The 15,907-nt window shown below is 64.7% G+C and carries 17 protein-coding genes; 12 read left to right on the top strand and 5 right to left on the bottom strand.

Features of this window, described 5'->3' with window-relative positions; all coding sequences use genetic code 11:
* Window positions 1-176 precede the first annotated feature (176 nt).
* The gene (gene brnQ / locus ACWPW1_RS07695; RefSeq protein WP_454252701.1) at window positions 177-1,520 is read left to right on the top strand and encodes a branched-chain amino acid transport system II carrier protein; all 1,344 of its coding nucleotides are present in this window, start codon (window positions 177-179) and stop codon (window positions 1,518-1,520) included.
* A gap of 55 nt (window positions 1,521-1,575) precedes the next feature.
* On the opposite strand, the gene ACWPW1_RS07700 is transcribed toward brnQ, so the two are convergent.
* Window positions 1,576-1,857, bottom strand: coding sequence for a hypothetical protein (locus ACWPW1_RS07700; protein ID WP_059314197.1), 282 nt, complete (start codon window positions 1,855-1,857; stop codon window positions 1,576-1,578).
* Window positions 1,858-2,057: 200 nt separating this feature from the next.
* Here ACWPW1_RS07700 and htpG point away from each other — a divergent pair, with 200 nt between their 5' ends.
* Together htpG and ACWPW1_RS07710 are read left to right on the top strand one after the other, a co-directional pair.
* Entirely contained in the window at window positions 2,058-3,962 is a 1,905-nt protein-coding gene (htpG, locus tag ACWPW1_RS07705) for a molecular chaperone HtpG (RefSeq protein WP_313648401.1), read from the top strand.
* Window positions 3,963-4,017: 55 nt separating this feature from the next.
* Window positions 4,018-4,755, top strand: coding sequence for a dienelactone hydrolase family protein (locus ACWPW1_RS07710; RefSeq protein WP_313648402.1), 738 nt, complete (start codon window positions 4,018-4,020; stop codon window positions 4,753-4,755).
* Window positions 4,756-4,799: 44 nt separating this feature from the next.
* Here the strand turns inward: ACWPW1_RS07710 and ACWPW1_RS07715 are convergent, their stop codons facing one another.
* Together ACWPW1_RS07715 and ACWPW1_RS07720 are read right to left on the bottom strand one after the other, a co-directional pair.
* Window positions 4,800-5,294 carry a SprT family zinc-dependent metalloprotease gene (locus ACWPW1_RS07715; RefSeq protein ID WP_454252702.1) on the bottom strand — a complete coding sequence of 165 codons (495 nt, stop codon included), beginning with the start codon at window positions 5,292-5,294 and terminating at the stop codon, window positions 4,800-4,802.
* A gap of 25 nt (window positions 5,295-5,319) precedes the next feature.
* Window positions 5,320-5,940 (bottom strand): DNA-J related domain-containing protein, encoded by a 621-nt coding sequence (locus tag ACWPW1_RS07720; RefSeq protein WP_059314201.1) that lies wholly within the window; start codon window positions 5,938-5,940, stop codon window positions 5,320-5,322.
* 97 nt (window positions 5,941-6,037) lie between these two features.
* On the opposite strand from ACWPW1_RS07720, the gene ttcA reads away from it, so the two are divergent.
* The 9 genes from ttcA to ACWPW1_RS07765 all read left to right on the top strand — a co-directional run bounded on the left by ttcA (window position 6,038) and on the right by ACWPW1_RS07765 (window position 14,283).
* Entirely contained in the window at window positions 6,038-6,862 is an 825-nt protein-coding gene (gene ttcA, locus ACWPW1_RS07725; protein ID WP_059314202.1) for a tRNA 2-thiocytidine(32) synthetase TtcA, read from the top strand.
* On the top strand, window positions 6,862-7,533 hold the full coding sequence (locus ACWPW1_RS07730) for a DNA-3-methyladenine glycosylase I (protein ID WP_454252703.1): 672 nt from the start codon (window positions 6,862-6,864) through the stop codon (window positions 7,531-7,533). Before ttcA ends, ACWPW1_RS07730 begins: the two co-directional genes overlap by 1 nt.
* On the top strand, window positions 7,530-8,294 hold the full coding sequence (locus ACWPW1_RS07735) for an SIR2 family NAD-dependent protein deacylase (protein ID WP_454252704.1): 765 nt from the start codon (window positions 7,530-7,532) through the stop codon (window positions 8,292-8,294). The genes ACWPW1_RS07730 and ACWPW1_RS07735 overlap by 4 nt, the downstream gene beginning before the upstream one ends.
* A 96-nt stretch (window positions 8,295-8,390) precedes the next feature.
* Window positions 8,391-9,029 (top strand): C40 family peptidase, encoded by a 639-nt coding sequence (locus ACWPW1_RS07740; protein WP_454252705.1) that lies wholly within the window; start codon window positions 8,391-8,393, stop codon window positions 9,027-9,029.
* 96 nt (window positions 9,030-9,125) lie between these two features.
* Window positions 9,126-9,662, top strand: a complete 537-nt coding sequence (locus ACWPW1_RS07745; protein WP_313648407.1) for a C40 family peptidase — start codon at window positions 9,126-9,128, stop codon at window positions 9,660-9,662.
* A gap of 54 nt (window positions 9,663-9,716) precedes the next feature.
* Complete coding sequence (locus ACWPW1_RS07750) at window positions 9,717-10,037, top strand: hypothetical protein (protein WP_271654332.1); 321 nt, start codon at window positions 9,717-9,719, stop codon at window positions 10,035-10,037.
* A gap of 291 nt (window positions 10,038-10,328) precedes the next feature.
* Window positions 10,329-11,555, top strand: a complete 1,227-nt coding sequence (locus ACWPW1_RS07755) for a c-type cytochrome (protein WP_454252706.1) — start codon at window positions 10,329-10,331, stop codon at window positions 11,553-11,555.
* A 2-nt stretch (window positions 11,556-11,557) separates the two neighbouring features.
* Entirely contained in the window at window positions 11,558-12,040 is a 483-nt protein-coding gene (locus ACWPW1_RS07760; RefSeq protein WP_271654334.1) for a (2Fe-2S)-binding protein, read from the top strand.
* Entirely contained in the window at window positions 12,037-14,283 is a 2,247-nt protein-coding gene (locus tag ACWPW1_RS07765; protein ID WP_454252707.1) for a molybdopterin cofactor-binding domain-containing protein, read from the top strand. The genes ACWPW1_RS07760 and ACWPW1_RS07765 overlap by 4 nt, the downstream gene beginning before the upstream one ends.
* Here the strand turns inward: ACWPW1_RS07765 and ACWPW1_RS07770 are convergent.
* On the bottom strand, window positions 14,280-14,897 hold the full coding sequence (locus ACWPW1_RS07770; protein WP_059314211.1) for a DedA family protein: 618 nt from the start codon (window positions 14,895-14,897) through the stop codon (window positions 14,280-14,282). The genes ACWPW1_RS07765 and ACWPW1_RS07770 overlap by 4 nt on opposite strands.
* A 130-nt stretch (window positions 14,898-15,027) precedes the next feature.
* Complete coding sequence (locus ACWPW1_RS07775; RefSeq protein WP_454252708.1) at window positions 15,028-15,861, bottom strand: metallophosphoesterase family protein; 834 nt, start codon at window positions 15,859-15,861, stop codon at window positions 15,028-15,030.
* Between the last annotated feature and the right edge of the window lie 46 nt (window positions 15,862-15,907).

Here is a 15,907-nt window from a genome sequence, read left to right on the forward strand (position 1 = left end):
CGGGCGGCCTTTTTCATGGGCGCGTTCATGACGCCTCATCACCTGCCGGCTGCCTTTTCGCCGGTAATTCGTTAGGATGGCAACCTTCCGCTCCATCGGCCACCTCGTGGCCCCTCCAAGACCTGCTCCCAAGAGGGTGGGCTGCCTCGTTTTCCTCATTGCTGGTACTGCCTTCCATGAAAGCTTTGCAAAGCCGGGACGTCCTGGCCCTCGGATTCATGACGTTCGCGCTGTTCGTCGGCGCGGGCAACATCATCTTTCCCCCGATCGTCGGCCTGCAGGCTGGCGAGCACGTCTGGAGCGCCGCCCTGGGCTTTCTGCTGACCGCGGTCGGGCTGCCGGTGCTGACCCTGATCGCCCTGGCGCGCGTCGGTGGCGGCATGGATGCCCTGAGCAGGCCGCTGGGCCAGACGGCTGCCCGGGCGCTCGCCATCGTCTGCTACCTTTCGGTGGGGCCGCTGTTCGCCACCCCGCGCACTGCCACGGTCTCTTTCGAGGTGGGTGTCGGGCCCCTGCTGGGTAACGGACCGATCCCGCTGTTCCTCTACAGCCTGGCCTATTTCCTGGTGGTGCTGCTGGTCTCCCTCTATCCGGGGCGGCTGCTCGACACCGTCGGCCGCTTTCTCGGTCCGCTGAAGATCCTCGCCCTGGCGGTGCTGGGCGGCGCGGCGCTGTTCTGGCCAGCGGGCGGTCCTGCCACGGCGGCGCCCGACTACGCCTCGCGGGCGCTGTCCCAAGGCTTCGTCAACGGCTATCTGACCATGGATACCCTGGGCGCCCTGGTGTTCGGCATCGTCATCGTCAACGCCATTCGTGCCCGGGGCGTGACCGCCCCCGAGCTACTGACGCGCTACACCATCATCGCCGGCCTGATCGCAGGGGTTGGCCTGGTGCTGGTCTATCTAAGCCTGTTCCAGCTCGGGGCCGGCAGCGGGGCGCTGGTACCCCATGCCAGCAATGGCGCCGAGGTGCTGCATGCCTATGTGCAGCACACCTTCGGCAGTGTCGGCAGCGACTTCCTCGCGGTGCTCATTACCTTGGCCTGCCTGGTCACGGCAGTGGGTCTGACCTGCGCCTGCGCGGAGTTCTTCAGTGAGTTCCTGCCCTTCAGCTATCGCAGCCTGGTGGTCCTGCTGGCAGCCTTCTCGCTGCTGGTGTCCAACCTCGGCCTGACCCAGCTGATCCAGATCTCGGTGCCCATTCTCACCGCCATCTATCCGCCCTGTATCGCCCTGGTGGTGCTGAGCTTCTTCACCGCTCGCTGGGCGGCGCCCGGTCGCATCGTCGGGCCGGTGCTGCTGGTGGCGCTGGCGTTCGGCATTCTTGATGGCTTGCAGACCGCCCACCTGACGGTGCCCTATCTGGGGGATGCCGTGCAGTGGCTGCCACTGGCCGACTCGGGCCTGGGTTGGCTGTTGCCGGCCGTGGTGGTGGGCCTCGTTGCCCTGGCGCTGGAAAGCCTGCGTCGCGGAGGCCGGGCGGCAGAGAATGAGGCCGAGCCAGATCCCTCGCGCTCCTGAATCAGTCGTCCACAAAAAAGCCCGCATCAGCGGGCTTTTTTTATAACCGATCAGCTTACGGCTTGGGCTGGGTAGCCGGCGCGTTGCCGTTGGCGGTACCAGTGGCCGGGCTGACCGAGGTGGCTTCGCCGTTGGTTTGCTCTTTGGCAGCCTCGTTGGCGGCTTCGTTACGCTGCTCGGCAGCCTTGTTGCTCTGCTCGGCGGCTTTGTTCAGGTTTTCCTGAGCTTTCTGTTCGGTCTTGGCAGCATCCTGAGCCTTGTTTTCGGAAGGCTTGTCACAGGCGGCGAGGCCGAAGGCGGCAGTGAAGAGCAGGGCGATGGCAAAGGGCTTTTTCATGTGTTTTCTCCTTATGAACTACACGACAGCCGTTCGAGCGCACCGTTAAAAGTTAAGTTCCGCGTCTATCTCAGGCATCGCCCAAATTCCTACCTGTATCGCGAACCGGAACCGGAAAGGTTGAAATGTTGCGCGTCGCCCCCATCTCCGCCACATCGCCAGGCATCTGGCGCGTACCTATCGATAGCGGAGTTCGTAGCATGAGTGTGGAGACTCAAAAGGAAACCCTAGGCTTCCAGACCGAAGTGAAGCAGCTGCTTCACCTGATGATTCACTCGCTGTATTCCAACAAGGAAATCTTCCTGCGCGAATTGATTTCCAACGCCTCCGACGCGGCCGACAAGCTCAGATTCGAGGCTTTGTCCAAGCCCGATCTGCTCGAAGGCGGGGATACGCTGAAGATTCGCCTGAGCTTCGACAAGGAGGCCGGCACGGTCACCCTCGAAGACAATGGCATCGGCATGAGCCGTGAAGAGGTCATCGCCCACCTTGGCACCATCGCCAAGTCCGGCACCGCCGATTTCCTGAAGAATCTCAGCGGCGACCAGAAGAAGGATTCCAACCTCATCGGTCAATTCGGTGTGGGCTTCTATTCGGCCTTCATCGTCGCCGACCAGGTCGATGTCTATACCCGTCGTGCCGGCCAACCCGCCGCGGAGGGCGTGCACTGGTCGTCCAAGGGGGAAGGGGAGTTCGAGGTCGCGACCATCGACAAGCCCGAGCGCGGTACTCGTATCGTGCTGCACCTCAAGCCCGAGGAGCTGGAATTCGCCGATGGCTGGCGCCTGCGCAACGTGGTCAAGAAGTACTCCGATCACATCGGTCTGCCCATCGAGTTGCCCAGGGAACAGCAGGAGAGCGAGGAAGAACAGTCGGCCGAAGCCGAGTGGGAGACCGTCAACCGTGCCAGCGCGCTCTGGACCCGTCCGCGTACCGAACTCAAGGACGAGGACTACCAGGAGTTTTACAAGCACGTCGGCCATGACTTCGAAAACCCGCTGACCTGGAGCCACAACAAGGTCGAGGGCAAGCTCGAATACACCTCGCTGCTGTATGTGCCGGCCCGTGCCCCCTTCGATCTCTACCAGCGCGAAGCACCCAAGGGCCTCAAGCTCTATGTGCAGCGCGTCTTCATCATGGATCAGGCCGACCAGTTCCTGCCGCTGTACCTGAGATTCATCAAGGGTGTGGTGGACTCCAACGACCTGTCGCTGAACGTTTCCCGCGAGATCCTGCAGAAGGATCCGGTGATCGACTCCATGAAGTCGGCCCTGACCAAGCGGGTGCTGGACATGCTGGAGAAGCTGGCCAAGAGCGAGCCGGAAAAATACCAGTCGTTCTGGGGCCACTTCGGCCAGGTGCTCAAGGAAGGTCCGGCGGAAGACTTCGCCAACCGCGAGAAGATCGCCGGCCTGCTGCGTTTCGCCTCGACTCACAATGGCGACGACGCTCAGAACGTTTCCCTGGCCGACTACATTGGTCGCATGAAGGAAGGTCAGGACAAGATCTACTACCTGACTGGCGAGAGCCATGCCCAGATCAAGAACAGCCCGCACCTGGAAGTCTTCCGCAAGAAGGGTGTCGAGGTGCTGCTGCTGACCGATCGTATCGACGAGTGGCTGATGAGCTACCTCACCGAATTCGACGGCAAGCACTTCGTCGATGTCGCCCGTGGCGATCTGGACCTCGGCAAGCTGGATAGCGAAGAAGACAAGCAAGCCCAGGAAGAGGTGGCCAAGACCAAGGAAGGCCTGGTGGAGCGCCTCAAGCAGGCCCTGGATGCTCAGGTCAGTGAAGTCCGCGTCTCCCATCGCCTGACCGACTCGCCGGCGATCCTCGCCATCGGTGAGCAGGATCTGGGTCTGCAGATGCGCCGGATTCTGGAAGCCAGCGGCCAGAAGGCGCCTGATTCCAAGCCGATCTTCGAGATCAATCCGCAGCACCCGCTGATCGAGAAACTCGATGGCGAGCCCGACGAGGATCGTTTCGCCGACCTGTCGCACATCCTGTTCGATCAGGCTGCGCTGGCCGCGGGCGACAGCCTCAAGGATCCCGCCGCTTATGTCCGCCGGTTAAACAAATTGCTGGTGGAATTGTCCGCTTAAAGATAGAGAAGCCCGCCTCGGCGGGCTTCTTTCTATCCACCCTTTGGAGGACCCCATGGTCGATGTCACTGTAAAACCCGTTGCCTACGAAATCGATGGCCAGCCGTTCGAGAGCCAGCTGGTCTACGCCACCAGTGGTAATCCCACTCGACCAGGCGTGCTGTTCGCGCCGAACTGGATGGGGGTGTCCCACGGTGCCGTGGAACAGGCCAAAGAACTCGCCGAGGTCGACGGTCTGGCCTACCTGGTGGTGGACTTCTATGGACGTAACGTCCGGCCGCAGAATGCCGACGAGGCCCTGGCGGCCATGACGCCGATCCGTGGCGATCGCGCCCTGCTGCGCCAGCGCATGCAGGCGGCCTATGCGGCGCTGGTTGCCCAGGCGGAGACAGCGGCGGTGGACGTCCATCAGATCGCGGCCATCGGCTTCTGCTTCGGCGGCTGCGCCGCTCTGGAGCTGGCGCGCGATGGCGCCCCGCTGAGCGCGGTGGTGACCTTCCACGCCAATCTCGATACGCCTGCGCCGGCCGATGCGGCTCGTATCACCGGTCCGGTGCTGGTGTTGCACGGTGCCTCGGATCCGATGGTGCCAGACGAGCAGCTCACCGGTTTCCGCCAGGAAATGGATGCCGCCCAAGTGGATTGGCAGTTGCTGAGCTATGGCGGCGCGGTGCATTCCTTCACCGATCCCGAAGCCAACAATCCGGGCAAGCAGCAGTACCACCCGGTGGTCGCCAAGCGTGCCTTCCTGGCAATGCACAACCTGTTCGCGGAAGTCTTCGCCCAGGGCTGAGTGCTTGCCAACACCTGCCGGCGCCCTGACCGGGCCCGGCAGGATCAGCCGCGGATGACTTCGTCGGTGAAGTCCAGCGGTGTCCGGCAGCGCCGGCACAGATAGCGTCGCCCCTTGCGCACCAGCGCGTGACGCTGGGCAGTGAACTCGAAACGACCATCCGGGCAGCTGCAGCGATACAGATAGAGCGTCCGGGCTCGCTGTGGCAGCTCATAGGTATGGCAGCGATCCGGCGGCAGCCCATAGACGCCGCGCATGATCAGCTGCCACTCCTCGCCGTGAGGCCTGATGCCACCGCCAAACAGTTGATGCGCCACCAAGTGCGCCACCTCATGGGCGACAGTCTGTTCGAGAAAATGGCTGCGGTTTTCCTGATAGAGCTGCCCGTTGAATCTCAGCCGATTCTCGGTGAGATGAGCGACGCCGGCCCGCTGGCCACGCAGGGCCAGGCTGACCTCGGGGCGGGGAAATCGGCGTTTGAAAAAGGCCTCGGCCTGTCGATAGCAGTCTTCGACCCGGTCTTTGAGTTGTTCAGACATGGGCAACCTCTGGAGCGCCGGACAATTATGCCGAAGCTCGTGCCTGTGCCCTAGCGTCCGCGGTCGGCTGGTGGCCGTAGTGCCGCCGTAGCGTATCCATGGCCGCATTGATGGCCTGCAGCCGGCCGGTGCTGCCGCCGTGATCGGGGTGATGACGGCTGGCGAGCTGGCGATAGCGGCGGCGGATCTGGCCATAGTCGGCCGAGCGATCCAGGCCCAGCAGGCGCAGGGCTTCCAGCAGCTCCGATTCGCCGTTGACCAGCGCCCAGAAGTGATTGAGCAGATTCGCCACGTCTTCGGGCGTGGTGGTCTCCAGCTGGGTGAGATCCAGGTAATAGGCACGCAAGGGGTCGGCCACGACCAGTCCGGCGCGGGCGCGCAGATAGGGGCGCAGCTCGATGCGCAGGGCGCTGATGATGAGTTCGGCGCGTTGCTCCGCACGCAATTGGTCGCGCAACTGGTAGAGGGCGTTGAAGACACGAAAGTGCAGGCGGAAGAGTTGATAGTTGTCGGTTACCGGACGGGGTGGGATCAGCGGCGAGCCTGCCCGGCGCAGGGCCTGCAGCAACTCGTACTCCGACAGGCTGGTCTGGGCCCTGAGCAATTCCTGGTGCAGCGCCTTCATGAGCTCCTGGGTATCGCTCATGGCTGCCGGTCGCTCCGGACTGACGTTCGGGGTAGGGCGCCGGCCGCTTTGCGCGTAAAATGCCGGCCTTTCGTTTTTTCCTTTCGCGGATTCATCCATGGGCACCCTTTCGGTCAACCAGAACAAGCTGCAGAAACGCCTGCGCCGTCTTACCGGCGAAGCCATCGCCGACTACAACATGATCGAGGACGGCGACAAGGTCATGGTCTGCCTGTCCGGCGGCAAGGACAGCTACACCCTGCTCGACATGCTGCTCTATCTACAGAAGGTCGCCCCGATTCGTTTCGAGATCGTGGCGGTCAACCTCGACCAGAAACAGCCGGGCTTTCCTGAACACGTTTTACCTCAGTATCTGGCGGAGCTGGGGGTCGAGTACCACGTTCTGGAACGTGATACCTATTCCGTGGTGAAGGAAAAGATCCCCGAGGGCAAGACCACCTGCTCGCTGTGCTCGCGCCTGCGGCGGGGCATTCTCTATACCTTCGCCGATGAGATCGGCGCGACTAAGATGGCGCTGGGCCATCATCGCGATGACATGGTAGAAACCTTCTTTCTCAATTTGTTCCATGGCGGCACCCTCAAGGCCATGCCCCCCAAGCTGCGCGCCGACGACGGGCGCAACGTGGTGATTCGCCCGCTGGCCTATTGCAACGAGAAGGACATCGAGGCCTACGCCGTCCTGCGCGAATTCCCCATCATTCCCTGCAACCTCTGCGGCTCCCAGGAAAACCTGCAGCGCAAGGTGGTCAAGGAGATGCTGCTGGAGTGGGAGCGCAAGACGCCGGGACGTACCGAGATCATGTTCCGCGCCCTGCAGAACGTCGTGCCGTCGCAACTGGCCGATCGCGAGTTGTTCGATTTCGCCAGCCTCAAGATCGATGACAGCGCGACGCCGCGCTTCGTCCAGGTGATGAATCTCTGATGCGGGATTACACCTGGCTGCTCGAATACGCGCTCAACCGCTGCGGTTCCCGCGCGGCCCTGGAGGCGCGGCTGCCGCAACCGGTGGACGCCGCGACCCTGAGGTCCGTGGGCGATGACCGCTATCTGTCGCTGTTGACCCGCCGCATCTTTCGCGCCGGGCTCAAGCACAGCCTGGTGGATGCCAAGTGGCCCGCCTTCGAGGAGGTGTTCTTCGGCTTCGATCCGGAGAAGGTGGTGCTCATGGGCGGTGAGCGTCTGGAGCGGCTGATGCAGGATGCGCGGCTGATCCGCCACCTGGGCAAGCTGCGCAGCGTGCCGATCAACGCCCAGATGGTGCTCGATTTTCAGCGTAGCCACGGCAGCTTCGGTCAACTGCTGGCCGAGTGGCCAGGCCAGGACATCGTCGGTCTGTGGGAGCTGCTGACCAAGCGGGGCAACCAGCTGGGTGGTCTGTCGGCACAGCGTTTCCTGCGCATGGCCGGCAAGGACACCTTCCTGGCGACCGACGACGTGGTGACGGCGCTCAAGGCGCAGAACATCCTCGACAAGGCACCCACCGCCAAGCGTGACCGCCAGAAGATGCAAGAGGCCTTCAATCTCTGGCAGGAACAGAGCGGACTGCCGCTCTGCCAGCTGTCGGTGATGCTGGCTCTGACGGTGAATCATTGAGTGATGCTCTGGCGCGCGCTCAAGGCCTGCTCGAAAGGGCCGAGCGGGTGCTGTTCATTACCGGGGCAGGGCTGTCCGCCGATTCCGGACTGCCGACCTATCGCGGTCTGGGTGGCCTGTACAACGGCCTCACCGATGAGGGCGTCCCCATCGAGGCGGCGCTGTCGGGCAGCATGTTGCGGCAGCGTCCCGACGTCTGCTGGCGCTATCTTGCCCAGCTCGGACGAGCCTGCGCCGCGGCCGTGCCCAATGCGGCGCACCAGGCGATCGCCAGCTTCGGTCGGCGTTGTCCCGGCAACTGGGTGCTGACCCAGAACATCGATGGCTTTCATCGGCAATCGGGGTTTCCGCTGGCGCGGCTGATCGAGATCCATGGGCAGCTGGAGCCGCTGGCCTGCATGAGCTGTGGGCAGGCGGTGGCGGATGCCCAGGCCTGCCTCGCAGGTCCGTTGCCACCGCGTTGCCTTGGCTGCGGTGGCATCCTGCGGCCACCGGTGGTGCTGTTCGAGGAGGCTCTGCCGGTCACCGAGCTGCAACGTCTGCAGGCTGCAGTGGCGGAGGGTTTCGATCTGGTGATCGCCGTCGGCACCACGGCTGCCTTTGGTTATATCCAGGCGCCGATTGGCCAGACCCTGGCGCAGGGTGGCGATCTCATCGAGATCAACCCGGACCGTTCGTCGTTGAGCGGTCTGGCGACCATTCAGCTCAAAAAAAGGGCCGTAGACGTCCTTCCTCCGCTTTTGAGTCACATCAGCGGCTAAAAAAACTTGCTATCTGTGATCCAGGTCGGCAAGGTGGCGAAACTTTGAAAAAACGTCACGGTCGTGCCCATGCCAAGGAACCGCCTCGCACCCCTCGTGCCTCTGTCTTTTGTCTGTCTGCTCGCCGCCTGCGCAAGTGCACCGCAAAGCCCCGACGCCGCGGTCGCCCAGCATCAGTCCAGCTCCTCCCATACCTTCCAGATTGCCTCGCTGCATAGCCTGAGCAGTGCTGCCAACGGCTCGACGGCCGTGGAAACCGAGGCAGGTCCGCAGCGTCCGGTCTTCCCCCATACCCGCTCACCGCAGCAGCTCGACTGGGATCACGAAGTGGGCCCGCGTCAGGCGCTACCCAATCTGGCAGACCAGATCCTCGACCGCGCGACCCAGCTGGTAGGGACGCCCTATCGCCGTGGCGGCAGCAGCTTGACTGGTTTCGATTGCAGCGGCTTCGTCAATTACGTGTTCCGCGAGCGGGCCGGCATGAACCTGCCGCGCTCGACCCGCGAGATCATAGATCTCGAAGTGCCGGTGGTGAGCAAGAACGATCTGGAACCCGGCGATCTGTTGCTGTTCAATAGCAACGGCCGTGGTCGGGTCAGTCACACCGGTATCTACATGGGCGAAGGCAAGTTCATCCATTCCTCCAGTCGCCGGAGCGGCGGGGTGCGAGTGGACAGCCTGGACGACCAGTACTGGAAGGTGAGTTTCCTGGAAGGCAAGCGCGTATTGCGCTGAAGCGTATCGCTGCGATTGTCGCCGGTGCGCTTCGAGGACCCGCGGGTGCTGCGTGGCAGGCCGGCGGCGATCAATGGATAACTAAGGATGTTCCCAATGCCGCATGCGGCTCGCCTCGGATTGTATTGCGCCTTCGTGCTGCTGGCCGCCTGTGCCGGCAGACCGCCCCAGGCACCCGCACCGGTAGCCCCGATCGCCTCCCGTCCCATGCTGGAAAGCCAGGCCCAGGCGGCCAACGATGTGCTCTTTCGCGCTATCGGGCTGGTGGGCACGCCTTATCGCTATGGTGGTAATACACCGGCTGGCGGTTTCGACTGCAGTGGCCTGATTGGCTATGTCTATCGCGACGCGGCCGGCGTCACCCTGCCACGCTCGACCCGGGAAATGATCAGCCTGGGTTCGCCCAATGTGGCACGCAACGCCCTGCAGCCTGGCGACTTGATCTTCTTTGCTACCGCCGGCGGTCGCCAGGTGAGCCATGCCGGCATCTATGTCGGGGAAGGGCGCTTCGTCCATGCGCCGCGTACCGGCGGTACCGTACGCTTGGACAGTCTGGCCAAGCCCTATTGGCAGAAAAGCTACCTGCAGGCCAAGCGGGTCCTGTTCACGCCGAGTCTCGCCGGCGGCTATTGAACCCCGCTTCGCCTGGGCCGCTCGAATAGGCATCCAGCCCGTGCGGAGCCCATCATGCCCCAGGCGATACGTCTGCCGCCCCAGCCGGCTCGCTGCGAGCTGTGCGGTCGGGCGGCACCGCTCACCCGTCACCATCTGATTCCCCGTTCGCTGCACGACAAGGGCTACGTGCGCAAGAAATTCGACCGCGTCAGCCGGATCACCGCCACCCTCTGGGTCTGCCGACCCTGCCACAACCATATCCACCAGACCTTCGACGAAAAGACCTTGGCACTGGAATACAACAGTCGCGAGCTGCTCCTCAGCGATGCGCGCATTCGCCAATTCGTCGACTGGCTGGCGGCCAAGCCCGATGGCTTCGTGCCCAAGCGTTAGATAATACCACCCCTATGGATTGGGGCATTTGGGAGTTCTCCTTGCTGTCCTGAGTGATGCAAAACGCAAGTGATCAACGGCGAGGGGAGGGTGAAAGGCCAGGTCGCCGTTTGTTGAGGGAGGGACGACTACCGCTGGAAATGTAAAGGCCGCCGAGGGCGCCCTGGTCAAAACTGTTGGCTGTCTCTCAGCTCAGGGGTCGCGTGCCACGGTAGCGCGCCGCTGCGATTAGGATGAGGCAAAAGCCACGGCGAAATCGGCCAGTCCGGTTCGACCTCACGAGGAGCGTCGATGAGATCCTTCGCCCTGCCAAGCCTGGCGGGGATCCTGCTTTTGTCTTCCGCTGCTTTGACCCAGGCGGATGAGGCGACCCTGACGCGGGGCGAATATCTGACTCGCCTGGGTAACTGCCAGGGCTGCCATACCCGCCCGGATGGCGCACCCTTCGCCGGCGGTGTCGCCTTCGATACGCCCTTCGGCCGCCTCTATTCGAGCAACATCACCCCGGATCGCCAGCAGGGGCTGGGCGACTGGACGGCAGATCAGTTCCGCCGCGCGCTGCACGACGGCCTCGGCCGTGAAGGCGAGCAGCTCTATCCCGCCTTTCCCTATACCGCCTTTACTCGCCTGAGCGACGAAGACGTCGCTGCTATCTTCGCCTTCCTGCGGATCCAGCGGCCGGTGCCCTATGCGCCGCCAGCCAATTCCCTGCGCTTCCCCTATGACCAGCGTGCGCTGATCCGTGGCTGGAAGTGGCTGAACTTCACTCCAGGCCCGCTCCCCGCAATGGCCGATGCCCGGCTGGCGCGGGGCGCCTACCTGGCCGAGGCCGTGGGGCACTGCCAGGAATGCCATACCCCGCGAACCTGGAGCCAGGGCCTCGATAGCGGTCGGGCCTATGCCGGGGCGACCCAGCAGGGCTGGACGGGCTGGAATCTCACCCCGGACCCTCGCGGTGTCGGCGACTGGACCGATGCCAAGCTCGCCAGTTATCTGCGTGAAGGGCATCAGCGTGGGGAGGCCGTGGCGGCGGGGCCCATGGCCGAGGTGGTGAGCGGCGGTACCCGCCATCTGGACGACGCCGATCTCGCTGCCCTGATCGCCTATCTGCGGACCTTGCCTGCCCAGCCAGGAGCGGTCCCCGCGCGCGCAGAGGTGCAGCCGCCCGGGGAAGGCGGACCTCTCACGGCGGGCGAGGCGGAAAGCGCGGCCCTGTTGCAGTCGGCCTGCGCCAGTTGCCATGCGCCGGATGATCGCGGTCCGGCTGGACCTTATCCGCGTTCCTTCAGCAACTATTCGGCGGTACGCGATCCGGCCGGGACCAACCTCGTACGCGTGCTGCTCGACGGACTCGACCGTCAGGGCCGCGCCGAGCATGCCTTCATGCCAGCCTATCGCGATCTGCTCAGCGACCAGCAGCTCGCTGACCTGGCTACTTACATCGGCCGCCGTTTCGGTGGCCATGCCGCCGCTATCCGTCCCGCGGATGTGGCGGCCGCGCGCGAAGGAGAGAAATAGCGGTGGCGGCCATCGAACTCAAGGTCAACGGCGAGACCCGGCAACTCGACGTCGATCCACGCATGCCTCTGCTGGACGCCCTGCGCGACGAGCTGGGTCTGAAGGGACCCAAATTCGGCTGTGGCCTGGGTGAATGCGGTGCCTGCACCGTGCTGGCGGATGGCAAGCCCGTCCGCGCCTGTCTGCTACCCGCGACGTCCTTCGTTGGTCGTGAGCTGCTGACGCTGGAGGGCTTGGGTACCCCTGAGGCGCCCCATGCGTTGCAGCGGGCCTTTATCGAAGAACAGGCAGCCCAGTGCGGCTATTGCATCCCGGGCATGGTGATGACCGCCCAGGCGCTGCTGGAACGAGTGCCCGATCCGAGCGATGCGCAGATCCGCCAGGCGCTGGCGGCCAACCTCTGTGGCTGCGGCACCCACTACCGCATCCTGCGCGCGGTCAAGCGGGCGGCGGTGCTCTTGCGTGACAAGCAGGCCCCGGCATGACGCTGTCGCGACGCGCCTTTCTCGGCGGCGGCGCCGTGCTGCTGCTGGGCTTCAGCCTGCAGCGACCGGTCGCTGCCCAGGTGCTGCCCGCACCCGCCGATAGTGCCGCCCTGGCCAAGACCCTCGATCAGCGGCAATTGGATGCCTGGCTGGCGGTGGATGCCCAGGGCCAGATCACTGTCTACAGCGGCAAGGTGGAGCTGGGGACCGGGGTCAGTACGGCGCTCCGCCAGATCGTGGCCGAGGAGCTCTGTGTGGCCTTCACCGCCACCCGGTTGATCCAGGGGGATACCCGGCTGACCCCGGATCAGGGCATCACCGCGGGCAGCAAGAGCCTGCAGGTAGGTGGTGCCCAGTTGCGCAAGGCCGCTGCCAGTGCGCGGCAATTCCTGTTCCTCGAAGGATCGCGGCGGCTAGGTCTGGATCTGGCGGTGGTGGATACGGTGGATGGCCGTGTGGTGTATCGCGGTGATCCCACTGGACGCTATGTCAGCTATGGCGAGCTGGTCGGCGGGCGGCCTCTGGGTCGGCTGGTCAACCAGGCCGTACGGACCCGGGCCATCAAGGATTACCGCCTGGTCGGTACTTCGGTGCCGCGCGAGGACATTCCCGCCAAGCTGTTCGGGAGCTTCGATTACGTCCATGACTTGCGCCTGCCCGGCATGCTGCACGGTTGCGTGGTGCGACCGCCCTGCACCGGCTCGGCGCGGCTGGCGGGGGTGAGCATTCGCGGCATTGATGCCAGTGCGCTGCCTGCCGGTGCTCAACTGGTGTACGAGGGCGCCTTCGTCGCGGTCTTGGCGGCGCAGCCATGGCTGGCGCGACAGGGGGCTGCGGCATTGCGGGTGGACTGGAGTCTGGTGCCGGACATGCCGCTGCCGGGCGAGCTCTATGCGCACCTGGAAGCCAAGGCCGGCCCGCCCGAGGTGCAGCAGGAGGCGGGTGATGTCGAGCAGGAGCTGGCGAATGCCGCGCAGCGGCTCGATGCCGAGTACCGCTGGCCCTATCAGAATCATGATTCCATCGGCCCCTCCTGCGCGGTGGCCGAGGTCCGCGCGGATGGTGCCACGGTCTGGAGTGGAACCCAGGGTGTCTATCAGCTACGGGCGGCCTTGGCGGATCTGCTAGGACTGCCGGAGGAAAGCATCCATGTCATCTATCAGCAGGCCTCCGGCTGCTATGGCCACAACGGCGCCGATGATGCGGCTGCCGATGCGGCGCTGCTGTCCAAATTGAGTGGCCGACCGGTGCGGGTGCAATGGAGTCGCGCTGACGAGCACGGCTGGAATCCCAAGGGGCCAGCCATGTTGATGCGCCTGGCCGGGGGTCTGAGCACCGCGGGCGACCTGCTCGCCTGGCGCTTCGCCAACTGGACGCCTACCCACCTGACCCGGCCCAATGACCAGACTGGCAGGGCGGCGCTGCTCGCCGGACAGCTGGCCTACAACCTGCCGCTCAAGGGCGGGCGGGGCGGTGGCGATCGCAACGCCCCGCTGGATTACGACGTGATCAATGTCCAGGTATCCACGCACTGGCTGGAAGCCAGCGATTCGCCGCTGCGACCGTCGGCCTTGCGTGCCCTCGGGGCGGTCGGCAATACCTTCGCCAATGAATCCTTCATGGATGAGTTGGCCCTGGGGGCCGGGGTCGATCCGCTGGAATTCCGCCTGCGCTATCTGCAGGACCCGCGGGCGCGGGCGGTGCTACAAGCCGCTAGCGCCAAGGCCGGGTGGCAACCGCCGGCCCCGCAGGAAAAGGCCTGGGACGGTGCCCCCGCGAAAGGTCAGGGTCTGGCCTTCCTGCGCTACGAAAACGAGAACGCCTATGTGGCCGCGGTGGTCGAGGTGACAGTGAGCGAGGCCACGGGTATCCGGATCACTCGGGTGGTGGTGGCCCATGATTGCGGTCTGATCGTCAACCCGGACGGCTTGCGCAATCAACTGGAGGGCTGCGTGGTGCAAGGCATCGCCCGGACCCTCAAGCAGGCGGTGCGCTTTGATTACCAGGGGGTGACGAGCCTGGAGTGGGGCGCCTATCCGCCGCTGACCTTCGATGAGTTGCCCGAGCTGGAACTGGAGCTGATCGATCGGCCAGAGGAGCCGGCGGTGGGCGCCGGGGAGGCCACCACTGCCGCCATCCCCGCGGCCATCGCCAATGCCGTCGCCGCGGCGACCGGTCTGCGCCTGCGCGAGGTGCCCTTGAACCGCGAGCGCCTGCACGCCGCGCTGGCCGCTCGCGGTTAGGCGCGTTTCAGGCGCTGCTTGAAAAACAGCACGCCACCGGCGCCCAGCAGGGCCACCACCGCGGCGCCGATCCACAGGGGCTCGTTGCCGGCGAAGCTGAATTGGTGGGCGCCCTTGGCGGCCAGGTAACCCGGACTCATCATCAAGGGCGCCCAGACGATGGCGGACAGCACGTTGGCCGACTGAAAGCGCAGCTGGTTCATGGCCATCATCCCGGCCACCAGGGGCACGGTGTTGCGGATCATGGTCAGGAAGCGGCCGCCGAACACCGCGAAGAAGCCGTAGCGGCGGAAGAACAGCCGGGTCTTGGCTACCTGCTTGCGATAGCGGCGGAAGGGCGGCCGGTGGACGATGCTGGGCCCGAGCCAACGGCCGATGATGTAGGAGCAGATGTCGCCAAGGATCGCGCCAACGATGGCGGCCAGCACCAGCGGCACTGGCGAGAGGACCCCTGAGCCAGCCAGGCCGCCGACCACCAGCATCAGCGCCGTAGCCGGAATGAAGACGCCCAGCAGCACCAGGGATTCGCCAAAGGCGAGCAGGCCGACGATCAGCGGCGCCCAGGCCTGATGGGTTTCGATGAAGCCAAGCAGCGATTGCGTGAGAGATTCCATGAGGGCCACTCTTGCCGGAAAGTCCTAAGACTACGCGGCGCCCTGAGTCTGCCAGCCGCTTCAACAGCTTGAATCAATTTCCGTTGCCGGAAGTGCGCAGGAGCGCGCATTGGCGCCCCTGCTGCCGGCCTCAGGTCTCCGCCAGGGCGTCCTGAGCGGCCTGCCAGCGCAGGTCGTGGCGTTCACCCACGACGAAGCGATCGCCCTGGAAATCCCAGCGCTCCACCTCGGCGGTTTTTTCGGCGCCTTCACCGACCAGCAGGCGATTGAAGGAATTGGGCGAGGTACCGCGCACCCGAGAGGAGAGGGCGGTGCCGGCCTGGACGATCCAGACCTCGCGGGGCAGGGTGGGGTATTGCCGGCTCAGCGGCAGCACATAGGGCAGGTGGATGTGGCCACCCATCACCAGGTCCAGACCGGCATCGGCCCAGGTGGCGAGGGCGTGGTCGGCGTTATGCTGCAGGTTGCTGAGGTCGCTGAGTTCGAGGGCGCCAAAGGGCTGATGGGCGATGACGATGCGCAGCTTGTCCGGCCCGGCGCGGCGCAGGCGCTCGGCCACGCGCTCGATCTGTGCGGTGCTCACCGCACCGTCCTTGTGGCGCTGCGGAGCGGTGGTGTTGAGGCCCACCAGCAGCAGCTCGTCGTTCTCGAAACTGGGCTCCAGATCCCCACCGAAATGGCGGCGATAGTTGCCATAGGGCGTCAGGAAACGGGCGAAGACGTTGTACAACGGCAGGTCGTGGTTGCCCGGGATCACCAGGGTGCGTGGGATGCCGTAGCTTTCCAGGCGTTCGACGAACACCTTGGCGGCGGCGAATTGCTCGCGCCGGGCGCGCTGGGTGATGTCCCCCGAGAGGATGAGGACATCGGCGCCGTGTTCGCGGACATGGGCTTCCAGGGCCGCGACCACGGCAGGTTGCTCGGTGCCGAAGTGAGTATCGGAGATTTGCAGAAGGGTCGTCATGAGGACCTGGTTTCCAACGGATTCCCCTTTACGACCGCAACGGGCG

Source organism: Pseudomonas sp. Marseille-Q7302 (assembly GCF_965111925.1).